The sequence below is a fragment of the Enterobacter sp. UNJFSC 003 genome (genome assembly GCF_036903355.1).
In the GTDB taxonomy this organism is placed as follows: domain Bacteria; phylum Pseudomonadota; class Gammaproteobacteria; order Enterobacterales; family Enterobacteriaceae; genus Enterobacter.
Genome location: NZ_JBAKHK010000002.1, coordinates 118533 through 141743, shown reverse-complemented (window position 1 = coordinate 141743; position 23211 = coordinate 118533). Strand labels below are relative to the sequence as shown.

General features: G+C 53.4%; 22 protein-coding genes, 2 pseudogenes and 1 riboswitch. Of the genes and pseudogenes, 15 read left to right on the top strand and 9 right to left on the bottom strand.

Annotated elements, in window-relative coordinates; translation table 11 throughout:
• The first annotated feature begins 107 nt into the window (after positions 1-107).
• The 3 genes from V5P19_RS06700 to V5P19_RS06690 all read left to right on the top strand — a co-directional run bounded on the left by V5P19_RS06700 (position 108) and on the right by V5P19_RS06690 (position 2599).
• Positions 108-1238: a DUF6883 domain-containing protein gene (locus tag V5P19_RS06700; RefSeq protein WP_334401427.1), complete on the top strand. Its 1131-nt coding sequence runs from the start codon at positions 108-110 to the stop codon at positions 1236-1238.
• Between the two features lie 10 nt (positions 1239-1248).
• Complete coding sequence (locus V5P19_RS06695; RefSeq protein ID WP_334401426.1) at positions 1249-1446, top strand: DUF4926 domain-containing protein; 198 nt, start codon at positions 1249-1251, stop codon at positions 1444-1446.
• Between the two features lie 112 nt (positions 1447-1558).
• Positions 1559-2599 carry an FAD-binding oxidoreductase gene (locus V5P19_RS06690; protein ID WP_334401425.1) on the top strand — a complete coding sequence of 347 codons (1041 nt, stop codon included), beginning with the start codon at positions 1559-1561 and terminating at the stop codon, positions 2597-2599.
• A 153-nt stretch (positions 2600-2752) separates the two neighbouring features.
• Here the strand turns inward: V5P19_RS06690 and V5P19_RS06685 are convergent, their stop codons facing one another.
• Together V5P19_RS06685 and V5P19_RS06680 are read right to left on the bottom strand one after the other, a co-directional pair.
• Positions 2753-3070 carry a YebG family protein gene (locus V5P19_RS06685; protein ID WP_334401424.1) on the bottom strand — a complete coding sequence of 106 codons (318 nt, stop codon included), beginning with the start codon at positions 3068-3070 and terminating at the stop codon, positions 2753-2755.
• 77 nt (positions 3071-3147) lie between these two features.
• Entirely contained in the window at positions 3148-4128 is a 981-nt protein-coding gene (locus V5P19_RS06680; RefSeq protein ID WP_334401423.1) for a nitrilase family protein, read from the bottom strand.
• Positions 4129-4228: 100 nt separating this feature from the next.
• Between V5P19_RS06680 and V5P19_RS06675 the strand changes: the two genes are divergently transcribed.
• Positions 4229-5107, top strand: coding sequence for a LysR family transcriptional regulator (locus V5P19_RS06675; protein WP_334401422.1), 879 nt, complete (start codon positions 4229-4231; stop codon positions 5105-5107).
• 30 nt (positions 5108-5137) lie between these two features.
• Here V5P19_RS06675 and V5P19_RS06670 read toward each other — a convergent pair whose 3' ends face one another.
• Positions 5138-5500: a helix-turn-helix domain-containing protein gene (locus tag V5P19_RS06670; RefSeq protein ID WP_334401421.1), complete on the bottom strand. Its 363-nt coding sequence runs from the start codon at positions 5498-5500 to the stop codon at positions 5138-5140.
• Between the two features lie 336 nt (positions 5501-5836).
• Between V5P19_RS06670 and V5P19_RS06665 the strand changes: the two genes are divergently transcribed.
• Positions 5837-7012, top strand: coding sequence for an efflux RND transporter periplasmic adaptor subunit (locus tag V5P19_RS06665; protein WP_134350109.1), 1176 nt, complete (start codon positions 5837-5839; stop codon positions 7010-7012).
• A gap of 24 nt (positions 7013-7036) precedes the next feature.
• On the top strand, positions 7037-10189 hold the full coding sequence (gene oqxB, locus V5P19_RS06660; protein ID WP_334401416.1) for a multidrug efflux RND transporter permease subunit OqxB: 3153 nt from the start codon (positions 7037-7039) through the stop codon (positions 10187-10189).
• 67 nt (positions 10190-10256) lie between these two features.
• On the opposite strand, the gene V5P19_RS06655 is transcribed toward oqxB, so the two are convergent.
• Together V5P19_RS06655 and V5P19_RS06650 are read right to left on the bottom strand one after the other, a co-directional pair.
• Positions 10257-10736: an Rrf2 family transcriptional regulator gene (locus V5P19_RS06655; protein WP_334401413.1), complete on the bottom strand. Its 480-nt coding sequence runs from the start codon at positions 10734-10736 to the stop codon at positions 10257-10259.
• 249 nt (positions 10737-10985) lie between these two features.
• Positions 10986-11201: pseudogene (locus V5P19_RS06650) on the bottom strand (short-chain dehydrogenase/reductase); the annotation flags it as partial.
• Between the two features lie 97 nt (positions 11202-11298).
• Between V5P19_RS06650 and V5P19_RS06645 the strand changes: the two are divergent.
• The 4 genes and pseudogenes from V5P19_RS06645 to V5P19_RS06630 form a co-directional block, all read left to right on the top strand.
• Positions 11299-11624 (top strand): annotated as a pseudogene (locus V5P19_RS06645) (GNAT family N-acetyltransferase); the annotation flags it as partial.
• A 275-nt stretch (positions 11625-11899) separates the two neighbouring features.
• Positions 11900-12343: a PACE efflux transporter gene (locus V5P19_RS06640; RefSeq protein ID WP_334401411.1), complete on the top strand. Its 444-nt coding sequence runs from the start codon at positions 11900-11902 to the stop codon at positions 12341-12343.
• Between the two features lie 65 nt (positions 12344-12408).
• Positions 12409-12759, top strand: coding sequence for a hypothetical protein (locus V5P19_RS06635; RefSeq protein WP_334401409.1), 351 nt, complete (start codon positions 12409-12411; stop codon positions 12757-12759).
• A 271-nt stretch (positions 12760-13030) separates the two neighbouring features.
• Positions 13031-13453: a VOC family protein gene (locus V5P19_RS06630; protein WP_334401407.1), complete on the top strand. Its 423-nt coding sequence runs from the start codon at positions 13031-13033 to the stop codon at positions 13451-13453.
• 33 nt (positions 13454-13486) lie between these two features.
• On the opposite strand, the gene V5P19_RS06625 is transcribed toward V5P19_RS06630, so the two are convergent.
• Positions 13487-14878 (bottom strand): HAMP domain-containing sensor histidine kinase, encoded by a 1392-nt coding sequence (locus V5P19_RS06625; protein ID WP_334401405.1) that lies wholly within the window; start codon positions 14876-14878, stop codon positions 13487-13489.
• Positions 14878-15555 (bottom strand): response regulator, encoded by a 678-nt coding sequence (locus tag V5P19_RS06620; protein ID WP_334401403.1) that lies wholly within the window; start codon positions 15553-15555, stop codon positions 14878-14880. Before V5P19_RS06620 ends, V5P19_RS06625 begins: the two co-directional genes overlap by 1 nt.
• A gap of 203 nt (positions 15556-15758) precedes the next feature.
• Here V5P19_RS06620 and V5P19_RS06615 point away from each other — a divergent pair, with 203 nt between their 5' ends.
• Positions 15759-16595 (top strand): MipA/OmpV family protein, encoded by an 837-nt coding sequence (locus V5P19_RS06615; RefSeq protein ID WP_334401401.1) that lies wholly within the window; start codon positions 15759-15761, stop codon positions 16593-16595.
• A 700-nt stretch (positions 16596-17295) separates the two neighbouring features.
• Here the strand turns inward: V5P19_RS06615 and V5P19_RS06610 are convergent.
• Together V5P19_RS06610 and V5P19_RS06605 are read right to left on the bottom strand one after the other, a co-directional pair.
• Positions 17296-17685: a VOC family protein gene (locus V5P19_RS06610; protein ID WP_334401399.1), complete on the bottom strand. Its 390-nt coding sequence runs from the start codon at positions 17683-17685 to the stop codon at positions 17296-17298.
• Positions 17686-17833: 148 nt separating this feature from the next.
• Positions 17834-19168 carry a PLP-dependent aminotransferase family protein gene (locus V5P19_RS06605; protein ID WP_334401397.1) on the bottom strand — a complete coding sequence of 445 codons (1335 nt, stop codon included), beginning with the start codon at positions 19166-19168 and terminating at the stop codon, positions 17834-17836.
• Positions 19169-19251: 83 nt separating this feature from the next.
• Between V5P19_RS06605 and V5P19_RS06600 the strand changes: the two genes are divergently transcribed.
• The 4 genes from V5P19_RS06600 to V5P19_RS06585 all read left to right on the top strand — a co-directional run bounded on the left by V5P19_RS06600 (position 19252) and on the right by V5P19_RS06585 (position 23207).
• The gene (locus tag V5P19_RS06600) at positions 19252-20166 is read left to right on the top strand and encodes a DMT family transporter (RefSeq protein WP_334401395.1); all 915 of its coding nucleotides are present in this window, start codon (positions 19252-19254) and stop codon (positions 20164-20166) included.
• Between the two features lie 220 nt (positions 20167-20386).
• A riboswitch (guanidine-I (ykkC/yxkD leader) is annotated at positions 20387-20485 on the top strand.
• 57 nt (positions 20486-20542) lie between these two features.
• Positions 20543-21601, top strand: coding sequence for a putative urea ABC transporter substrate-binding protein (locus tag V5P19_RS06595; protein WP_334401393.1), 1059 nt, complete (start codon positions 20543-20545; stop codon positions 21599-21601).
• A gap of 17 nt (positions 21602-21618) precedes the next feature.
• The gene (locus V5P19_RS06590) at positions 21619-22434 is read left to right on the top strand and encodes an ABC transporter permease subunit (RefSeq protein ID WP_334401391.1); all 816 of its coding nucleotides are present in this window, start codon (positions 21619-21621) and stop codon (positions 22432-22434) included.
• Entirely contained in the window at positions 22431-23207 is a 777-nt protein-coding gene (locus tag V5P19_RS06585) for an ABC transporter ATP-binding protein (RefSeq protein ID WP_334401389.1), read from the top strand. Before V5P19_RS06590 ends, V5P19_RS06585 begins: the two co-directional genes overlap by 4 nt.
• Positions 23208-23211: the final 4 nt, after the last annotated feature.

Sequence of the window (23211 nt, the reverse complement as noted above, 5' to 3'; positions counted from 1 at the left end):
CGTCCAGCAAACCCAAAATTGCTCAACCACAAAAACCAAAGTGTTTGATTTTTTAGCCACTTTAACGAGAGAATCCTAATCAAATAATGGGATAAGGAAGACACGGAATGTTCACTCTTTACATGAGGTGGGACGCCGAGCGAGAGCTGGTTCCTGGTGATATTCAATTCATTCTGTCGCCACGAGATGCGCTGGATATGGCGAGCAACTTTTACGAACTGAATTACCTGGAATATGACCAGCACAGCCGCATTCTGCCTCACAGCCTCCCGAAGCGACGGGGAGGGGGTCACCACAGATTCGCGACACAACCCTACAAACGCAAGCGTCTTAATGAATACGATGGACTCTACGATGAGGTGAAATGGAATCTGGAGCACGGCTGGATGGTTGGCGTTAACGCTAAAGAAAAATGGGACCGCTTCCGTAATCCGTTCTATTTCGATGATGACAGTAATCTGATTTACGATTGCTTCATAGATATATACAGCGAGGGTTTTCAGCAGGCGGTACGTCAAATCTACGAATATAGCCTCAGCGAGCATCAGGGAAGAAAGCCGCCTCCGACCATTAAACATCACTATTCCGATGCTCCGATACAGCACGCCCAAGCGGGTACAACTATTAACAGTAATGCAGCAGGGAGGCTTTTGGCGGCTGGCGGTATCTATAATGGCAACATTGATGGATTCCATCAGGCCGCACAGCAACTTGGTGGCGATGCTCCAGCGGGGTATGATCAGATCGTGAACAACAAAGGTCTTCTCATCACTGGAGCATCTGTTGTCGCCGGTCTAACGATGGGAAAAATTAACGCTACCAGAGAACTTGAAGAATTATCGTCTTTAAGCAAAATCCCAGCGTTTGAATCGCCAGGTTTAAAGGGGTTTACCTCTGAGTCCGGGACATTACTAAATGCCGAACATGCCGTTGTAGATCATAGAAAACTATCTTCTTACTCTTTGGACCCAGCTCATCCAGTTGGAGGACTTAAAGCGAGGGTGTTCCAGTCAGCGCTGGGTTATAACCCGACAAATTCAGACGTGTTAGCGAGTAGAGTCCAGAAGGGCATTTTAACCGCCCCAGCTAAAGTTTTGGAGGCGAATCGGTATGGACAGCTAATGGCTGTAGACATGCCGATATTAGGCGCTAACGGTGAGACAGTGATAGTGCGCAGCGGTTGGATTTATGAACCTGATACCGTCGTTCCGCGCATGACGACGATTTTTGTTAAGTGAGGTACAGGCCATGAGAAGAAAAGAGTTTGACGTGGTTGTGTTAGCGGAAGACTTGCCGGATGAAGGGTTAACTAAAGGCATGGTGGGTGCCATCGTATTCATACATGAAAAACCTTATCTGGCTTACATGGTTGAATTTGTTGATGATGATGGGCGAACTATTGCGATGCCTTCTCTTTTGCCTGAGCAAATAGCGGATTACAGCTAACAAAAACAATGCAAATCAAATGATCGCCAAATTCAAACGCTGATGGTCACCGATAATTACGCGGTAGACAGTCCATGGCATAAACATCTTTCCTGCACAGGAGAAGGGCACCATGACCCGAAAAAAAAGGATCGTCGTCGTAGGTGCTGGGATTACTGGCGTATCCATCGCATGGCATATTGCCCACCGTGAATTTGACGTTACCCTCGTTGAACAGGATGTGCCTGCATCCGGTGCGACCGGTAGCGCGTTTGGCTGGTTGACCGGTGCGGTGAGGGATGATGCGGCTGACGTATTTATCCGGCGCATCGCACTTGCGGACTGGCACAGGCTGGAAGAACACATTCCGGAACTTCACATTAAATGGAGTGGTTCGTTAAGCTACGGCGCAGCATCCGAGTCCTGCCTGCAGGACGAACGCCTACTCGATAAGGCTGAAATTGCCCGTCTTGAGCCTGGTTTGAGCGATCCTCCTTCGCAGGCCCGCTATGCGGCAAAAGATGGTGCGATTGATGCTGCCAACGCAACACGACTTTTGCTCGAAAAAGCCTGTGAAAAGGGCGTCGTGCTGAATACGCAAACAACCGTTACGGATCTTTGCATGACGGAGGGGAGGGTGACTGGCGTCCTGACCTCACAGGGTAAACTGGATGCCGATTGTGTCGTATTGGCCTGTGGTACAGGTATTCCAGCGCTGACTGAGCGGGTGGGGATTCCTGTGCCGGTTCTGTCGTCACCGGCCATATTATTGCGCTTTACGGTTCCCCAGCGCGTGGTCAAAACGATCGTCTCAGGTGATGATATTGAGGTTCGGCAAGCGCACTACGGGGATTTATTAGCCGCAGAAGATTACCCGGCAAGCGGCAACGTCAGAGAAACGGTAGAGGCTGCACAACGCGCGGTCAGAAGCAGGCTCACGGGGGCAGAGACGGCTGCCCTCATCCAGCACTCTGTAGGGGAGCGTCCTGTTATTCAGGATGGGTATCCCGTTCTTGGTTTTACTGATGGGAGCAGGACCCTTTACGTCGCCTCTATGCACCCAGCCGTGACTTGCGCGGCGACGATTGGCAGACTGGTCTCTGAAGCGTTATGCGACGGTCAGAGCGATGAAATCCCGCAATGTTACCGGCCATCCCGCTTTAGTGCGTTATAGGGCTGAAACGCGATTTCTGATCTTCTCAGCCTTTTCAACGTGGCCCAGTTTCATCCCCATAATCAACCCGGTGCGGTTCCAAATAGACAGCCAAAAAAGCCGTAAGCAGTTATCTGCTTACGGCTTACGGATCGGTGATGATTTTTCTGACAATCAGGCCGCTTTCACAGCCCTGATTTTTTTCGTGTCAGCCCCATCGGATTCTGTTTTATCCGTTGCAGCTGGAGCGTTGAGATCGGGAAGCTTGCTGGTACGCAGAATATGCTGCACGGTCTCTTTCTGCTCGGCGAGATACAGGCCAAGATTTTCAGCCTGCGTTTCATCCATCTGCATTCCGCTTTGCAACAGCCAGTCGGTGAACGCGTCTGCCATATCGAGCAGCTTGTCGTGAGCGTCAGCCTCTTTCTTACTGGCAAATGTCATTTTCTCTTCACCTTTTCTTACGACAACAAATTTTGTTTCAACAGCCATTATGCGCACCTCATACTGTAATTATATACAGCATAACAGTTCCAGCTGTATTTTGCAGCTAAAAAATGCTCACATTTCTAGCGAGCAGGGGGCACATTCGAAAACCGTGCGCTGATCGCATCACGCTCATAGCCCTGCGGCTGCGTCAGTATCTGGTATAAATCAGGACGGCGACCGTGGATCCAGCGCCGCCCGGTGCTCATAGCGAGCAGGTTTAAATCCAGCTCGGCGCTCACCATCGCATCTTCCGCTGCCCAGGTTTCACTCACGATCCTTCCATAAGGGTCGAGGATCATCGCATTGCCTGTGCGCACTTCGTCGTCATCGGCACCGACGCCGTTACTGAAGAGGACAAATACTCCGTTGTCATGCGCGCGGGCAGGCAGCCAGCGCATGAGCCATTCCCGACCGCTTGGCCCTTTGAATGCGGCCGTAATCTCTTCCTTGCGCGTTTCCCGCTCCTCCCAGAGCGCGAGCGGAATGGGCTTCATTGCGTGAGGACTGCGGGAATCGGTACCGCCTGTTTGATGCGGCGCGAGAAGAATATCCGCACCCAGCAGCGCCGTCGCGCGCACATTTTCGACCAGATTATTGTCCCAGCAAATCAGGATGCCGACCTTCACTCCCCAGGGCGTATCAAAAACGGTAAAGCGGTCCCCGCTGCTGATGGCCGGATGTTCAAAAGCATGGAGTTTACGATGGGTATGCATTGAGCCGTCCGGCATACAGGCAACATACGCATTGTAGAGGCGGCCATCGTCGGCTCGTTCAATAAGTCCGGCGCCAATCAGCATTTGATGTTTGATTGCCAGCGAGCGAATTAACGTCAGGGAAGGGCTGTCAGCAATCGGTTCGGCCAGCGCAGACACCTCCGATGCGGTGAGCTTAGGGACATGCCAGTAGCCGGTGATACACATTTCAGGGAAAGTGAGAATGTTCACCTGCTCAAGCGCGGCCTGTTCAATAAATTTCTCCATGATCAGCAGGTTGTATTTTTTGTTATTGGCCTGATGCTGAAACTGTACGGTTGCAGCCTTTAAGAATTCAGGTTCGTTCATGGTGCGTCTCCGGTTGTTATCGAAACTGAATTACATAACGATTACCAATAACTGTATAATCAAAACATTTCTTATTTCGATAACCATCTGGAATGAAAAAATGAACACCCGGTTGCTCAAAGCCTTTTTGATGCTGGCTGAAAAAGGAAATTATGCCGATGCGGCGCGAGCGCTGTTTATCTCGCAACCGGCATTGACTAAACAGATTAATCTCCTCGAATCTCAGGTGAATATGTCTCTGTTTTCACGAGGACGTCACGGCGCAATACTGACGGCCGGCGGCAGGCGTTTGCTGCCGGAGGCTGAAAAAGTGGTCAGGCAAAGCCAGCTATTTATGCAGCATGCTGAGCGAGTATCAAAAGGGGTTGAGGGGCATATTTCCGTCGGGTTCGGTCTTTCAAGCTTTTATCTAGCACCGCGCTGTATCGCTGACTTTCGCCGGGACTACCCGGGAGTCGAGATGTCCTTGACGGATCTGCCTTCCTTCCAGCAGTACGCGCTTTTGCAAAATGATGAGCTTCAGGTGGGTTTTGTCAGGGTTCCTCCCCCCGTGGCGCTTGAATACTTGCCGTTATTTACCGATCGGCTGGTTCTGGTTGCGCCCGCAGCATCGCCGACAATCTCTGCCGCTGAGTGGCTAACGCAACGTCCTCTGCTGCGGCTGTATGATGAGCGAGGGCGGGGGTTAAATGCGCAAATTGACCGCTTCCTGCATGACAACGGTTTTTTCATCTCATCAACTCAGCTGACTGATGATATCCAAACTATCGTCGCGATGGTGATTGCGGGTATCGGCGTTGCTATTCTGCCCACCAGCGTGACGCATATCGCGCCGCCGGAACTGGTGGTGATTCCGTTAACGGGGGAGTCAATAAGCTGGAAGGTGGGCATCGCCTGGGACGCAGGCAAAGAAGATGTCATCCGTGACAACTTTATTGCCAGCATACGTAAGGGCATTTCCGCTGATTGCGGGGAGTGATGACTGAGGGCACCATCCCGCACGGCACACTTACCTGGATTGCTGGCGCAACGGGTGCGTTTCCGGGCCACTTATACTGCGCCGCCATGCACCAGGCGCCTGACCATACTGACGCTTAAAGCTGCGGTTGAAGGACTGCTGTGAGTCAAAGCCCAGCGCGATCGCCACGTTCAGAATCGGCTCATCGCTGTGGGTTAAGCGCTCGACCGATTTTTGCAGCTTTTGCGCGCGAATATAGCCGGCGAGGGGATAGCCCGTATGTTCTTTGAACAGCCGCTGGAGGTGCCATTTTGAATAGCCAGATCGCCTGGCGACGGACTCAATGTCCAGACGGCTGTCCAGGTTGTTGTCGATCCAGTCGAGTAAATCATGCATAAATGCGCCAGTGTTCATCTGGTTACCCCCACGCAGCATATCTAAAAGTATCTTTTTCTGTTGCATTAAAAGGTGGCGCGTTTTTGTATTAATTGCAAGTTTTATTGTTGCATTTAAATCCTTGACCGAAACGGGTCTTTTCACATCGGCTCAAATAGCACATAAAGTGCAACAATTATTCTTGCACTTAGTTAAGCGCCTTCCTACAATCGCCGCGATAGTGTATTCGCAACTGTTACAGTTTTGTGGCGATGAACGACACAAATGGCCTTAAGCCAGCTACCGGACAAAGGAAGTGGCGCGGTGTCTCCTGCTGCGTCTTGCCCGGCGGCTACCAATACCGGAATAAAAATAATGAGCCTGCAAAAAACCTGGGGTAACTTTCAACTGAGCGCGCTGGGGGTGATGTTGCTCTCCGTGCTGCTCGTCGGATGCGATAACAGCGTCGCGCAAAACGCCGCGCCACCTGCGCCCGCCGTCAGTGCCGCTGACGTGGTGGTGAAATCTATTAGCCAGTGGGATAGCTTTAACGGTCGGATTGAAGCGGTGGAGAGCGTTCAGCTACGTCCGCGCGTGTCCGGCTACATTGATAAAGTGAATTACACCGACGGCCAGGAAGTGAAGAAGGGCGAGGTGCTGTTCACCATTGATGACCGAACCTATCGCGCCGCGCTGGAACAGGCGCAGGCGAACCTGGCGAGAGCCAAAACGCAGGCCAGCCTGGCGCAAAGTGAGGCTAACCGTACCGATAAGCTGATCAACACTCACCTGGTCTCACGGGAAGAGTGGGAGCAGCGTCGCTCGGCCGCCGTTCAGGCGCAGGCCGACATTCGCGCCGCGCAGGCGGCGGTTGACGCGGCTCAGCTCAACCTGGACTTCACCAAAGTGACCGCGCCTATCGACGGTCGCGCCAGCCGGGCGTTGATCACCAGCGGGAATCTGGTCACCGCGGGCGACACTGCCAGCGTCCTCACCACGCTGGTCTCGCAGAAGACGGTGTACGTCTACTTTGACGTGGACGAGTCAACCTACCTTCACTATCAAAACCTTGCCCGCAGCGGGCAGGGAGCGTCCAGCAATCACACGGCGCTGCCGGTTGAGATTGGCCTGACGGGCGAGGAAGGCTACCCCCATCAGGGCAAAGTGGACTTCCTTGATAATCAGCTCACGCCGAGTACCGGGACGATCCGCATGCGCGCGCTGCTCGATAACGCACAGCGTCAGTTCACGCCGGGACTGTTTGCCCGCGTGCGCCTGCCGGGCAGCGCGGAATTTAAAGCCACGCTTGTCGACGACAAAGCGGTGCTGACCGATCAGGATCGCAAATACGTCTATATCGTGGATAAAGAGGGGAAAGCGCAGCGCCGCGACATTACGCCGGGGCGTCTGGCTGACGGTTTACGCATCGTGCGGCAGGGGCTGAACCCTGGCGATAAAGTCATCGTCGATGGTTTACAAAAAGTGTTTATGCCGGGTATGCCGGTTAACGCGAAAACCGTTGCCATGACCGCCAGCGCCGCCCTCAACTGATCCCTTGACCTGAGAATCCAATCCATGGACTTTTCCCGTTTTTTCATCGACAGGCCGATTTTTGCCGCCGTCCTGTCGATTCTGATTTTTATTACAGGATTAATCGCCATCCCGCTGCTGCCGGTAAGCGAATATCCTGACGTCGTGCCGCCAAGCGTGCAGGTGCGCGCAGAGTACCCGGGTGCCAACCCGAAAGTGATCGCAGAAACCGTGGCAACGCCGCTGGAAGAGGCGATCAACGGGGTTGAAAACATGATGTACATGAAATCCGTCGCAGGCTCGGACGGCGTGCTGGTGACCACCGTCACTTTCCGTCCGGGGACTGACCCGGATCAGGCGCAGGTTCAGGTGCAAAACCGCGTCGCGCAGGCCGAAGCGCGTCTGCCGGAAGACGTACGGCGTCTGGGCATTACCACCCAGAAACAGTCGCCGACGCTGACGCTGGTGGTGCATCTGTTCTCGCCCGGCGGTAAATATGATTCGCTGTATATGCGTAACTACGCCACCTTAAAAGTGAAGGACGAGCTGGCGCGTCTGCCCGGCATCGGCCAGATTCAGATCTTCGGCTCCGGCGAATACGCAATGCGTATCTGGCTGGACCCAAACAAGGTGGCGGCGCGCGGGCTGACGGCCTCGGACGTGGTGACGGCGATGCAGGAGCAGAACGTGCAGGTGTCCGCTGGGCAGCTTGGCGCCGAGCCGTTGCCGAAAGAGAGCGATTTCCTGATCTCCATTAACGCTCAGGGTCGTCTGCATACCGAAGAAGAGTTTGGCAATATTGTCCTGAAAACAACGCAGGACGGTACGGTCGTTCACCTGCGCGACGTGGCGCGTATCGAAATGGGCTCCGGCAGCTATGCGCTGCGCTCTCAGCTGAACAATAAAGATGCGGTCGGGATTGGTATCTTCCAGTCTCCGGGGGCGAACGCTATCGATTTATCTAACGCGGTGCGTGCCAAAATGGACGAACTGTCCACGCGTTTCCCGGAAGATATGAAATGGGCGGCGCCTTACGATCCGACGGTGTTTGTGCGCGATTCCATTCGCGCGGTCGTGCAAACCTTGCTGGAAGCGGTGGTGCTGGTTGTACTGGTCGTGATTCTGTTCCTGCAAACCTGGCGCGCGTCGATCATTCCGCTGATCGCGGTGCCGGTATCGATCGTGGGCACCTTTGGTATTCTCTACCTGCTCGGTTTTTCGCTTAATACCCTGAGCTTATTCGGGCTGGTATTGGCTATCGGTATCGTGGTGGATGACGCCATCGTAGTGGTGGAAAACGTTGAGCGAAATATCGAAGAGGGGCTTGCTCCGCTTGCGGCGGCGCATCAGGCGATGCGTGAAGTGTCCGGTCCGATTATCGCGATTGCGCTGGTGCTGTGCGCCGTGTTCGTCCCCATGGCGTTCCTCTCCGGGGTGACCGGCCAGTTCTACAAACAGTTTGCGGTGACGATCGCCATTTCAACGGTGATTTCCGCCATCAACTCGCTGACGCTCTCTCCGGCCCTGGCTGCCCTGTTGTTGAAGCCGCACGGCGCGCCGAAAGATTATCCAACAAGGCTGATTGACCGTCTGTTCGGCTGGATTTTCCGGCCTTTTAACCGCTTTTTCCACCGCAGCTCGAGCGGCTATCAGGGGCTGGTGGGCAAAACGCTTGGACGTCGCGGCTCAGTCTTTGTCGTTTATCTGCTGTTGCTTTGTGCGGCAGGCGTGATGTTTAAAGCGGTACCGGGCGGGTTTATTCCGACACAGGACAAGCTGTACCTGATCGGCGGCGTGAAAATGCCGGAAGGTTCTTCCCTGGCGCGTACCGACGCGGTGATCCGCAAAATGAGCGAAATCGGGATGAATACCGAGGGCGTGGACTATGCGGTCGCGTTTCCGGGGCTAAATGCGCTGCAGTTCACCAACACGCCGAATACCGGGACGGTCTTCTTTGGCCTGAAGCCGTTCGACCAGCGTAAACACACCGCTGCGGAAATTAACGCGGAGATCAACGCAAAAATCGCGCAAATTCAGGAGGGCTTTGGCTTCTCCATCCTGCCGCCGCCGATTTTAGGGCTGGGTCAGGGGTCGGGCTATTCGCTGTACATTCAGGATCGCGCCGGTCTGGGCTATGGCGCGCTGCAAAACGCGGTGAACACCATGTCCGGGGCGATTATGCAGACGCCGGGGATGCATTTCCCGATCTCGACCTACCAGGCTAACGTGCCGCAGCTGGACGTGCAGGTTGACCGCGATAAGGCGAAAGCGCAGGGCGTGTCGCTGACCGATCTCTTCGGTACGCTGCAAACCTATCTGGGCTCGTCGTACGTGAATGACTTTAACCAGTTCGGACGTACCTGGCGCGTCATGGCGCAGGCCGACGGGCCTTACCGCGACAGCGTGGAAGACATTGCGAACTTGCGTACCCGCAATAATCAGGGCGAGATGGTGCCGATTGGCAGCATGGTGAATATCAGCACCACCTACGGGCCTGACCCGGTGATTCGCTACAATGGCTACCCGGCGGCGGATCTGATTGGTGATGCCGACCCGCGCGTGCTCTCGTCCACGCAGGCGATGACGCAGCTCGAAGGCATGTCTAAGCAGATCCTGCCAAACGGGATGAATATTGAATGGACGGATCTGAGCTTCCAGCAGGCCACGCAGGGGAATACGGCGCTGATCGTCTTCCCGGTTGCGGTACTGCTGGCGTTCCTGGTGCTGGCGGCGCTGTACGAAAGCTGGACGCTGCCGCTGGCGGTCATACTTATCGTTCCAATGACGATGCTGTCTGCGCTGTTTGGCGTCTGGCTGACCGGCGGGGATAACAACGTGTTCGTGCAGGTGGGGCTGGTCGTTCTGATGGGGCTGGCCTGTAAAAACGCGATTCTTATCGTCGAGTTTGCCCGAGAGCTGGAAATCCAGGGGAAAGGGATCATGGAAGCCGCACTCGAAGCGTGTCGTCTGCGTTTACGCCCGATTGTGATGACATCCATCGCCTTTATTGCCGGGACAATCCCGCTGATCCTCGGCCACGGCGCGGGTGCCGAAGTGCGCGGCGTCACCGGGATTACCGTCTTCTCCGGGATGCTGGGCGTGACGCTGTTTGGTCTGTTCCTGACGCCGGTGTTTTATGTGACGCTGCGTAAATTCGTGACGCGCGGCAAAGCGGAAAGAGAAGTTCTGCCTGCGTAGGGACCTTGCAGATAATAAAAAACCGCCTTCATAGTGAAGGCGGTTTTTTTTCGCGATAAAGAAATGATTAGAGCGCTTTTTTAACCTGGGTACAAATTTCAGGGACCGGATCGCAGCCGCTGGTGTCGGCTTTTTTAACTTCTTCCAGCGCGCTTGCCACGGTATGGCGAGCTAAAACCTCTAACGACGCTTGCTCCGCTTCGTCGGCGATAGATTTGAAGTACCAGCACGCGTTGGCGCTGACCACGCAGCGAGCCGGCACGTCGGGACGCGACGCCCACAGTTTTTTATCTTCCGTTACGGAAATATAGATATCGCGCAGGGTTATCTTATCCGCCGGGCGGCCAAGGTGAATGGAACCGTTGCGGCCAAGGGTTGAGACGATAATGCCGTCACGCGTGAGCGGAACCATTAATTTGCGGATAAAGCTCGGATTGGCTTCCAGCCCGTAGGCCAGAATCGTACTCGTCGAACGTTCACCCGATTGCTCCGCCATCGCTACGCTGAGAACCATCTGCAAAGCTGTCGGGAAGCGGTAATCTAACATTATAGTGTCCTGGGTTGCGGTGAATTTTGTTCTTTTTGGCACCGCAGAGGTGAATAAACAGTGAGCAACATTATAACAAATACGGTAATTTTTTTGAAGCAGTGCAGGCGTAACCTGTGACGTAAAAAAGAGTTTCCGCCGCGCGCTGAACGTGAACGGGGATGAACAGGCCGGTAGGAACACCGTCTGCCGGGACGTCAATATCGTGGTTGATGAACCGTCCCGGCAGACGATCGGTCAATGGCTCGATTAGCCATCGATTGATTGCGTAGTGTCTTCCCACTGGTCTATTTCTTTATTTAATGCAGCGAGCTTTTGTCGGACTAAGCCCAATGCATCACTGCCTAACAATAGATGCGCAGGCGGGGTCTGGCTCTCAATCATTGCCAGCATCACGCGCGCAGCCTTAACGGGATCGCCTGGCTGTTTGCCGCTTTTTTCCCTACGTGACTGACGAATGGGCTCGGGGCCGTGAGACAGTGCAAAATATCAATACTTACGCTGACCACAGAGTAACAGCGGCACTCAATAAGCTTGATTCGTTTACCCAGGATGCTATATCCAGATTTGGCTGGCAATGGTGAACGAGCGCCTGGTCGGCTCAGTTGCAATCGACGGTGAGGATCTGGGAAACAACGAAGCGCATTTGCGCTGGTTTATCCTTGACGTGGGTGTCGTGGCAGTGGAATAGGCAGAAAACTCATTGCTGAGGCAATGAGATTTTGTGATGACCAGAAGTTCACTTCTGTACAATTATGGACGTTTAATAAACTTAGCGCAGCAAGACGATTGTACGAATCATTCGGATTTGAATTGTCGAAAGAATGGGAAGGCGAACAATGGGGTAGTACCATTACTGAACAGCAGTTCACCCGAAAAATCATCTAATCAACGGCAATCACTTATCTGTAGAGCAGGATGATTTGCTAACTTCTTGGACTCGTCTCTCTGTCCCAAATTAGCCATGTCCGCTCCTGGCACAATGCTGACATTTCAGCGTTGCTCCCCCCCGAACTGCTGAACTTAGTGTTGACACATTTCCCAAAAGCACCTCCTCAGGCGTTGAGACTATCGCGATATCCATAACATCAAACCTGTAGGTTTACGTATGGTTGAAGGACGTCTGTTATACTTTGGACTTTGATCACCACTATTGTAAACGTATGGAAATCGAATTAAATAAAAGCGTCAGGGAAAGGGTATTCCATGCTGTCATGTATGAGTTGACGGCCAATGTTATTATCGCCCTGTCACTCGCATGGTTGATGAAAGTTTCTGTTCTCCAATCAGGCACCTTATCCGTGATATCTGCACTTACCGCAACTGCCTGGAATTTTATTTTTAATAAGCGCTTTGACTCTTTGCAACAAAAATATCACTTTCAACGTACATTTATCGTGCGTGCAATACATGCAGTTGTTTTTGAAACAGGTCTTATTATAGCTTTAATCCCTGTTGCAATGGTTATGCTGGATCTGACTGTTACAGAGGCGTTTTTTGTGGAGATTGGTCTTGTACTGTTCTTTCTGCCATATACTCTCGCATTTAACTGGTTTTACGACTATCTACGTTGGACGATTGTCGGACGAAAGCGAACGGCTATATAGCCGTTGCGCGCCTTAATGCACGATATTAAAATCGCCTTACTCAAAAAGCACAGAGGCGCCGCTTTATGAATAAATTGCTTATATTATTTCCTGCTCTATGGTTAAGCGGTTGTGTGGATCTGGGTAAAATTAGCGCTCATCCTGACGTTGCGTCATTTTATATTAATCAAAATAAAAGCGTGGTTGCTGATTGCCTCATTTATGCGTCATCCAGAGAACATTTATCACTGGAATTTGATGACTCTCTCCCTGATGGCAGTGAACGATATAATTTGAAAGATAGCGAGTCTATCGATGTTGCTTGGGTCGAAGTAAGTAAATTCAGCGGGAAACAGACTTTACTTCAATTTTATTATGCACCTCACGAACCGGACTTGCACAAAGCAATTCTGTCTATAGTTGATCATTGTAAATAAAAACCGCCTCACGGCGGTTTAGCTCTCCAGTGAGGAGGTTGTGCTTACGAGCCGTGCTGCAAATCCAATAAACAACATACCTGCCTGTGCGTTTCCAATGGCAGATAACCTGCGGTTGCCTTTCAGACGGTTGAAGATAACATGGCGTTTTTTGCGCATACCGGCGGTGCCCGGATTTAAGGAGGGAACTGGCGCCCCAGGGTAAATAACCCATTGTTGCTCTGAACGGTATAATATCTGTTCTGATAAATGACAAAGAGGATGTAGCCAGGTGCTGACTTATATCACTATTGGTACAAACGACTTTCAGCGCTCTGTGGCGTTTTATGACGCTGTTTTAAACGTTCTGGGCTATTCACGACTGCCTGCCTGGACAGAGAGCTGGGCAATGTGGGGAGATGGAAATAATCCGGATGAGGGCTTCAGCTTCTGTATTTGCCCTCCCTTTGACGGGCATCCCGCAACAGCAGGAAATGGGACGATGTTCGCATTCAAAGCCGATAACGCGGAACGTGTCAGACGCTTCCATGCAGCTGGCCTCCTTGCGGGAGGAGAGAATGAAGGAGCCCCAGGCACACGAACCGCGTATGGCCCCGACTTTTATGTTGCCTATCTGCGAGATCCTGATGGACATAAGCTGGCATGTGTTTGTCAGCCTTATTCTCCTGAAGCAGATGAGTATTCAAAGGAATAAGAGTGGCTTCACGGATGAAAACCGTCACCTCCGCTAAGAGTGAGGCGCACATTCAGGGAACTCAATCGTCACCACCAGTCCGCCTTCTGCGGAGGTATCCAGGTATACGCTGCTGTTGTGTTGCTGCGCCACCGCTTTAACGATTGCCAGTCCCAGCCCGCTCCCGCTTTGTATCTGATTAGGATCGCGAAAAAATCGGTCAAACACGCGCTCCCTCAGTTCAAACGGTATGCCCGGCCCTGCATCTGAGACGCGTAGCTGAATGAATTTATCGGCTGGCCGTATATCTACCTCAACACGACCGCCCTCAGGACTGTACTTGACGGCATTTTCAATGACATTGTCAATCAGCGACATCAGGCGTTCCCTGACGCCGGTAATCCAGACTTCATCCAGAGCATAAAATTCCAGCTCAATATTGCGTTCGGCAGCGAGCGGCGACAACGCCGCCATTCGCTCTTGTATCAGCGTCGTCAGCGGCACCGGCTCCATCGCTGTGTCAACGCGCGCTTCACTGTGCATCAGCATCAACAACTGATTGACGAGACGAGCAGCCCGACTGTTACTGCGAATAATCCCTGCCAGCAGTGCCTGTTGATTATCACTGCTTACATAGGTCTGCAAAGCTTCGACGTTAATACGCATCGCCGCCAGAGGGGTGCGAAGCTCGTGAGCGGCATCTGCAATAAATACGCGTTCTCTTTCCGTACTTTCCCGCAGTCTTGCAAGAAACACATTAATCGCGTTCACCATCTGGCGAAGCTCCCTATGCTTTGGCACCTCTTTTAACGGCGAGAGATCTTCCGGGGGACGTAATGAAATTTCATTTACGACCTTGTTCCAGGGGCGCATGGCAATGCGGATCGATAGCCACGCAGGAAACAAAAGGAAGGGGATGCATATCAGGAGCGGCAGTATGTAGTAACCACGGGAGTTCAGATATATAAAGAAATTCCAGCCTGCGGCAGGGGTGACGAGCGTGACCTCCACGTTGGCGCTCGCGGATTTAAGAGTACGGCCAGTCCAGGTTCGACCTTCACTCTGAATACGCTGAATGTCCCCCAGCCGCGTGTTTTTCACGCCTACCGGCGCGCCGTCAGAGGCATAAATTATCACGTTATTCTTGCGAACAATCAGGCTGATTGAGAGGTCTGGATCTTCACCCCCGCCATAACCTTCCCGCAGCGCCTTGCTGAACGCGTCCAGCGCGTGAGTTCTGTCCAGCGGGCGCTCATCCATGCTCGTCACCAAGGTAAAAATGGCTTCGTAAGTCTTATCGCCCGTTAGCATAGGGGGGCTTCGCAAGTCCTCCCATAGGATGAAGGTCAGAAAAAGACACCATAGCAGCGTCAGCAGAAGCATCTGGGCGAACATCATGCGCCGGACCAGCGTGGGGAGCCTCACGTGGCGCCAAAAATTACGCATCAACCGGCTCCCTTATGAATAGGCACGGTATCAATGACATATCCTACGCCCCGCACCGTTCGTACGTAGCTATCGCCGATTTTGCGGCGCAAATTACCCATGTGCACATCAAGCGCATTGCTGATATTTTCTTTGGCGCCGAATAGTCTTTCTTCCAGAAAACGTCGGGTTAGCACCCGGTCGGCGCGCAGCATTAGCGTTTCAAGCAGCGCATACTCGCTTGCCGTCAAATCAATATGACGCGTGCTGACAGTAACGCGACGTGTCGGCACATGAAGCGATAACCCTCTAATTTCTATCGCCTCATTCTCATAGCCGTAACTGCGTCGCGCCAACGCTCTTACCCTGGCCAACAGTTCGGCGAGAACAAAAGGTTTCACGAGATAGTCATCTGCACCAGCGTCCAGTCCGCTCAGGCGATCCTGCAGCGTGCCTCGCGCGGTCAGGATGATGACGGGGATCCCCTTGTGCTGCTGACGCAAGCGCGCCATCAGGCTCATGCCATCGCCGTCGGGCAGTCCCAGGTCGAGCAATATCAGTTCTGGCACGCAGACAGTAAGTTGATGCAGCGCATCCTCTTTGCGGCGAACCCATATGACATCTAATCCCTGATCGGCAAGGGCGATACGTACCCCATTGCCGAGATCCAGGTCGTCTTCAATAAGTAAAATTTTCACATTGGCAACTGTATCAATAGTGAATGAAGAACATCTTAAGAAAACACGGTATCAGCAAATTTTCGGGTTTGCAGCACCTGCACGTGCTTCAGCCTTTCTTCATTTTGGGCTCATAAGAACCATAGGGTGAACATTCAAACTGAGAGCTCTGGCGTTTAACACCGCTTGTATCGTAATCATTTGAATTCACAGGGGCTTCTTTAATGAGAAACATTGAACTGCATCACACGTTCCTTCATTCGCTTACGGCGTTCAGCCTGAAAATAATCGTGCCGGGAGCACTGCTGGCATTGCTGGCCCCCCCTGTGCTGGCGGCAGAACACAGCCAGGGTAACGTATTGACTTTAGGGGGTGGGGTAGACGTGTCGCCACGCTATTCGGGGTCGGATAAAAGCCGCGCCACAACAGCCCTGGTGCTTGATTACTCGCTGTTTAATGGTTTCTTTGTCAGCACCACGCGGGGTATCGGTTACGGCAACACTATCGGTAAGTTGGATTACAGCGCGGCGCTGAGCTATCGTCCCGGCCGCAAGGATCGTGACGTGGACAGCGATTCAATCAGCTACGGAAGCGACAACCTTCGAGGGTTGGGCGACGTTAAAGGTTCTGCGCTCGGCGTGCTGGGTCTGGGATATAAAGTGACCGACTGGTTAAATGTGCAGTTACAGGCAGAAGTGCCGGTTTCCGAGCAAAGTAACGGTCAGGCCCTGCATGTCGGCATTGTCAGCCCGCTCTATGCTTCATCAAAAAATTCAGTGGCGCTGGCGCTGACCGGCAGTTGGGGAAGCAGCAAGTATATGCAGACATACTATGGGGTGAATCCTTCACAGTCTGCGGCGTCGGGATTTGCGCGACACGAGGCTGGTGCGGGTATTTATGCTTATTCTCTAAACGTTGACTGGACGCACAAGATCAACGAAAGCTGGAGCGTGGTAGCCGCAACAGGCTTTACGCAGTTGACGGGTGATGCGGGTAATAGCCCGATTGTTCAGCGAAAAACATCGCCGACGGGAAGTTTGAAGGTGACATATAGCTTCTGACCGTTGCTCGTCACTAAGACGCATTCGATCGGGGGAGGAGAGTATCGATTCAGGTGAGTAACACTTAAAAGCCCTGGCCATTGCAACCAGGGCTTTTAAGGTACTACGGACTTCAGAATTAACATTGATGAACTTACTTAGGATTTACTGCCATTTGTACTACTTACAAATGCACCCGTTTACTGCAGATAATTTTGGGCATTAAGACTTAAAAACCTCCCTCTATTTATCCTGATACACATTTCACCATCTTTATCATAAACAAAAGTATGGCAACTTAAACAAGTACATTCCCCATTGCGACATCTACTCTTTGATGCGTTGCCTTTTGCTGTTACGGCTAAAACAAAACCGACAGCGTGTACTAAAGAGGCCTTACATCGTCGCACTAACATGACCATTTTGCGAACCAGCACAATAACTACGAGGCCTGAAAGCAAACTGCATCCCAAACTACACACTTCGTGGCCTTTACAGCAAAATGGTATACCCCAGTACTGCTACTACTCGCTAACCTTTCTCTGTGCTGTTAGGTACTAATTTACGCATTCACAAAGCAGTGTCAATACTGTTTTTAAAGACATGTTTTTATTGACAGTTCGGGCGTTTCAACCCGTTTTTAGATTGTCCGTTTGGCTGCCCGTTGATTCACATCATCCTCACATGAGCCGAGTGCATTTTTGTATAAAGCAAGCCGTCGCTATCGCTTCTCGTGGTACACCGCCTCAATATTGTATCCGTCAGGATCAAGGATAAACGCGGCGTAATATCCGGGATGATAATGGGGGCGGTAACCCGGCGCGCCATTATCCCTACCGCCGGCAAGAAGGGCGGCGGCGTAGAAGGCATCCACTTCCTCTTTATTTTTTGCGCTGAAGGCAAGATGCATTCGGGGCGTGGAGGGGGTGCCCTGTGTTAACCAGAATGCGCCAGCCGGATCGGCGCTTTCATCGCGTAGGGCGGGACCAAAACCCACCGCATGATCCGGAAATTCAAGCCGGACAGTATGGCCAAGACTGGCAAGAACGCACGTGTAAAACCGTTTACTGTTCTCAAGATTCGTGACGCCGAAGCCGGTGTGATCAATCATGTTTCTACTCCTGTCAGCAAAGAAGAGTAAGCAGTAAAGCACTCAACCCTTGGGCGACGTTTGATTTGGTATAAGATCGGGTGACGTTGTTAACGTCAAAAACCAAATTCATTGCCCTCCTCACAGCAGAGTCATCGGTTCGGATTTTTTATAAGTCCTTTTCGTACTCTATCGTTTCTTTTACCGCGGTCAGGGCAAGACGAAGGTTATCAATACTGACCGAACCGAGCGCCAGGCGAATGGCGTGGGGGACGTTGGGTGATGTGCTAAAGGGTTCGGCTGAGGAAACCGAAATCTGTTGCTCAAGCAAGCGGTGCAAAACGCGTTCAGCCCTGATCTCAACGGGTAAAGGTAGCCAGATAAAGTAAGCGTTGGCATGGCTAATCCATTCACCGTCGCCCAATATTTCACGCGCGATGGCCTGCCGCTGGCGGGCATCTCGTCGTTTTAGCGATTCCATGCGTCTCGCCGTCCCATCCTTAATCCAGCCGCAAACAACCGAAACCATAAGGGCAGGTGTATTCCACGTCGTCGCCCGGATAGCGCGTTCAAGCGGCTTCCTCATCTCTGCCGGAGGGACCACCACGCCGACGCGTAAGCCTGCCGCAATATTTTTGGCAAAGCCGGTGACGTAAACCGTTCTTTCAGGTGCATAGCAAACAAGCGGCGGCGGTGGATGGTCTGCCAGAAACGCGTAAGCAGCGTCCTCAATGACGAGCAAATCGAACGCTCTGGCGATATGGGCGAGCTCCTTGCGCTGGGCATGGCTTAATACCCAGCCCAGGGGATTATGCAGGGTGGGCATTGAGTAAATTGCCCGAACGCGCCTCTGCTGACAGATTTGCCTGAGCGCGCTCATATCAGGGCCGTTAACGCCTGCGGGTATTGGCACAAGTTCCAGATGGTACAGTGCGGCCAGCGCTTTAAAACCCGGATAGGTCAGCGCATCGACAGCCACCACATCACCCGGTTTCAGTAAACCCATCACAACGACGGTTAACCCATGCTGTGCGCCATTCACAATCAGAATGTCGTCAGACGTGGGATTCACGCCGACGGTTGCAAGCCAGCTTGCGAAAATATCCCGATCGATTTTTCGTCCTGCATGGGGCTGGTATCGCAGCAGCGATTCGAGATCGCCGGTGCTGGCCAACTGCCGCATTGCTTCGCGCAGCTGTTCCGTCTGATTCGCAAGGGACGGGTAGTTAAAGTTCAGGTCTAACACATCCGATGCCATGGCTTGCTGATCCACGCCTTGTCCGACGGGGAGAGCGATGTCTCTGACAAAGGTTCCGCGGCCAGTTTCGCCTCGTATCAGACCCATGCCGTCCAGCTCTGCATACACGCGCGTTGCGGTAACGAGTGAAATACGTTTCTCAGCGGAAAGCGCCCTGTGCGTGGGAAGCCGGGTACCCGCGGGAAGGATGCCGTTTCGAATTGCGGTGGCGTATTCATCTACGACGGCCCGATAGCGCACCTTCATAAATTGTACCTATGACAATTTTTTGATCGTACTGAATCATGTTGCTTAGCATAGCGGCTGTCAATCATGCAGGCGTGCTGAACATGTCAACATCACAGGAAGGTATCGTGGCGATAAAAAGAGTACATAGCGCAAATCCTGCCGATCTCTCCGGCTGGATCAATGGATTTTTGGGCGTATTGATATTCAGCGGTTCACTGCCGGCTACGCGTCTGGCAGTGCAGGAAATGAATCCATTTTTTCTGACCTTCTTGCGGGCGTCTATTGCCGGTATTGTGGCGATCGCGCTGCTTTTTATCTTCAGGCAGAAACGTCCAGCACGTCATCAGTTGGCCTCATTGATGGTTGTTGCGGCGGGAGTCGTGATCGGTTTTCCTTTGCTAACCGCATTAGCCCTGCAGCATATATCCTCATCGCACTCAATTGTATTTCTGGGCATGCTGCCGCTGGCAACCGCTATTTTTGGTGCGATCAGAGGTGGAGAACGCCCGCGCCTGCCATTCTGGGTCTTTTCAACGGTTGGCAGCCTGTTAGTCGGCGGGTTCGCGCTCTCGCAGAGCGCTTCTGTTTCTGCGGTGGGAGATTTACTGATGCTTGCGTCAGTGCTCGTCTGCGGTCTGGGTTACGCTGAGGGGGCCAGGCTTTCACGCGAGCTGGGGGGATGGCAGGTCATATGCTGGGCATTGATACTTTCTCTGCCGTGGATGCTGGTGGCTACCTCAATGAGTCTGCCGGGAGAAATAAGCGCCATAAGTGTGAAAGGCTGGCTCGCGCTGGGCTATGTCTCTCTTTTTAGCATGCTGATAGGCTTCATTTTTTGGTACAAGGGACTAGCAACAGGCGGCATTGCCGCTGTGGGGCAATTACAGTTGCTGCAGCCTTTCTTTGGTCTGGGGCTTTCTGCTTTACTGCTTTCTGAAACGGTAAGCCTTTTGATGCTTATGGTTACGCTGGGGGTCATTCTCTGCGTTCTCGGATCGCGGAAGTTTGCACATTAGCCTCCGTAAACGGGCATCTGGACGAAGCAGACCTGACGTTAAGCCGTGAGGTCTGCTAGGTGCGAAAACGCACCACCACAGTGCACCTATCCCAAACCCACTCCCCAAAACGGTGAAGTCTCACCCGCAGAAATACCCAACCCACTCATAATCCGGGCAAAAAAATCCTGGCACACTGCTTGCTTAGATACTCGTGAACGGGCAGCACCACACAATTTGAGTAATAGCTGGCTAGGGTTCCGGTTCACGTCTGTGAATGTCTGGTCCAAGAGCTGGCGACCTCTGAGAGGTTACACGGCGGGACAAAAGCCCGGGAGACAGCAGCACCAGCCGGTGTCGCGCTGCCCCCTTATTTTGTGCCACTCAGAGGTCAAGCATGAAAAAAACGCCATTACTCCGCTCTCTTGTACTGACGCTGGCGATGCTGGTCAGTCTCCCCACGTTTGCTGCGGTGAAAAAAGAGTTCAACGTCTGCTGGACCATTTACGCCGGTTGGATGCCCTGGGGCACCATCAGCAGCAGCAAAATCATCGATAAATGGGCCAGCAAGTACGGCATCAAAATCAACGTCGTTCAGCTCAACGATTACATTGAGTCCATCAACCAGTACACCGCGGGCCAGTTTGACGGCTGCACTATGACCAATATGGACGCGCTGACTATCCCGGCGGCGGGCGGGGTAGATACTACGGCGCTGATCCTCGGCAGCTATTCAGAAGGCAACGACGGCGTGGTGATGAAGGGCGAGGGCAAGACGCTCAAGGATCTTAAGGGAATGAAGGTCTACCTGCCTGAACTGTCCGTTTCCCACTATCTGCTGGTGCGCGGTCTGGAAAAGGCCGGGCTGACGGAGAAAGACGTCACCGTGGTCAACACCTCGGATGCGGATATCGTCTCTGCGTTTGGCACGTCAAGCGTACAGGCCGCCGTGGCCTGGAACCCGCAGCTTTCCGTTATTAACGCCACGCCGAAAACCACCGAAGTTTTCAGCTCCTCGCAGGTGCCGGGGGAGCTCATCGACATGATGGTGGTCAACAGCGAAACCCTGAAAGACAACCCGGCGCTCGGCAAAGCGTTGACCGGTGCCTGGTACGAGATGATGGGCCTCATGAAAGCTCAGGATCCTCAGGCGCTGAACGCGATGGCGGCTGCCTCCGGGACCGACCTGGCCGGCTATCAGGCGCAGCTGAAAACGACCCACCTGTTCACTACCCCGCAGGACAATATTGCGTTTCTAAGCTCGCCAGAGCTGGCAAAAACCATGCAGCGCGTGGCGTCGTTTTCCTTCGAGAAAGGGCTGTTGGGCGACGGCGCTCAAAGCGCAGATTTTATCGGCATGCGCTTTCCGGGCAACGTAACCCAGGGCGATGCCAGCAACGTGAAGCTGCGCTTTGACGACAGCTTCGTGAAAATGGCCGCTGCCGGCACGCTGTGATAACGGACGGAATTTCCATGCGACAAATTAACCGCCATCCCACCTCCGGCATGCGGCTGATGCTGGTGATGCTGCCCTTTGTCCTGCTGCTGGCCGCGTACTTTTTCGGCTCGGCGATCCGGCTGGAGGCTAACCCGCACGACAAGCTGCTGCCCGGACTGCAACAGATGCTGGACGCGCTATCGCGGATGGCGCTTACCCCGGACAAACGCAGCGGTGAATATCTGTTCTGGGTGGACACCTTGGTCAGCCTCGCGAGGTTGCTGGCTGGGCTGGCGATTGCGTCGCTCCTTGGCCTGTGCATTGGCGTGACTGCCGGTGTCTTCCCGCTGTGGCGTGCCTCACTGTCGCCGCTGATGACGGTGTTGTCGATGATCCCACCGTTGGCGATTTTACCGGTGCTGTTTATCGTCTTCGGGCTCGATGAACTTTCGAAGGTGATGCTGATTGTTATCGGCATTACGCCGATGCTGGCGCGCGATCTGGAGCATCGCGCGTGTGAAATCCCGCCGGAAATCCTGATCAAGGCCCAGACGCTGGGGGCCAATAGCTGGACGCTGGTTCTGCGGGTGGTGCTCCCGCAGCTGCTGTCCCGACTGCTGACCTCTCTGCGTCTGCTACTGGGTTCCGCGTGGCTGTTCCTGATCTCGGCGGAAGCGATCTCGTCAACGGCCGGACTGGGCTATCGCATTTTCCTCGTGCGCCGCTATATGGCGATGGACGTGATTATCCCATACGTCCTGTGGATCACGCTGCTGGCCTGGCTCATGGATTTAGTGCTGCGCAAATTACACAAAACCTGTTTTCCCTGGGCGGAAGGAGGGAAGGCATGAGCTATATCACCATCAACAATATTTGGCAGGAGTACGGCGACCACGTGGTGCTGGAGCGCCTGAATCTGCAGGTGAAAGAGGGCGAGTTCTGCTCAATGGTTGGGGCATCGGGCTGCGGGAAGTCGACCTTTCTGCGTCTGCTGCTCGGCCAGGAAGCGCCGAGCCGGGGTTCCATCACCCTGGAGGGCAAACCGCTGGTCGCCGAACCGGACGGCAGCCGCGGCGTGGTGTTTCAGCGCTATTCCGTCTTCCCGCATCTCACCGTGCTGGATAACGTCACCGTGGGGCTCGAACTGCCGCAATCGCCGCTGTTTGGGCGGCTGTTTGGTGCGAAAAAACGCGCCGCGCGGCAACGCGCGAAAGAGATGCTGGAAAAGGTCGGCCTAGGTCATGCCCTGGATAAATACCCGGCGCAGCTTTCCGGCGGCATGCAGCAGCGTCTGGCTATCGCCCAGGCGTTCATCATGCAGCCGCGCGTGCTGTTGCTCGACGAACCGTTTGGCGCGCTGGACCCGGGCATTCGCAAAGACATGCATGCGCTGCTGCTGCAGCTATGGGGCGAAACCCGCATGACCGTCTTTATGGTGACGCACGATCTTTCTGAAGGCTTCAATCTCGGCACCCGTTTGCTGGTGTTCGACAAAGTGCGCCTCGATCCGCAGGCACCGAATGCCTACGGCGCACGTATTACTTATGACATCCCGCTCAACGAGACGCGGCTCTCGGCGCTGAGCGGAACGGTTCCCGACAACGTTTATGCCTTAAGAGGTTAATCAA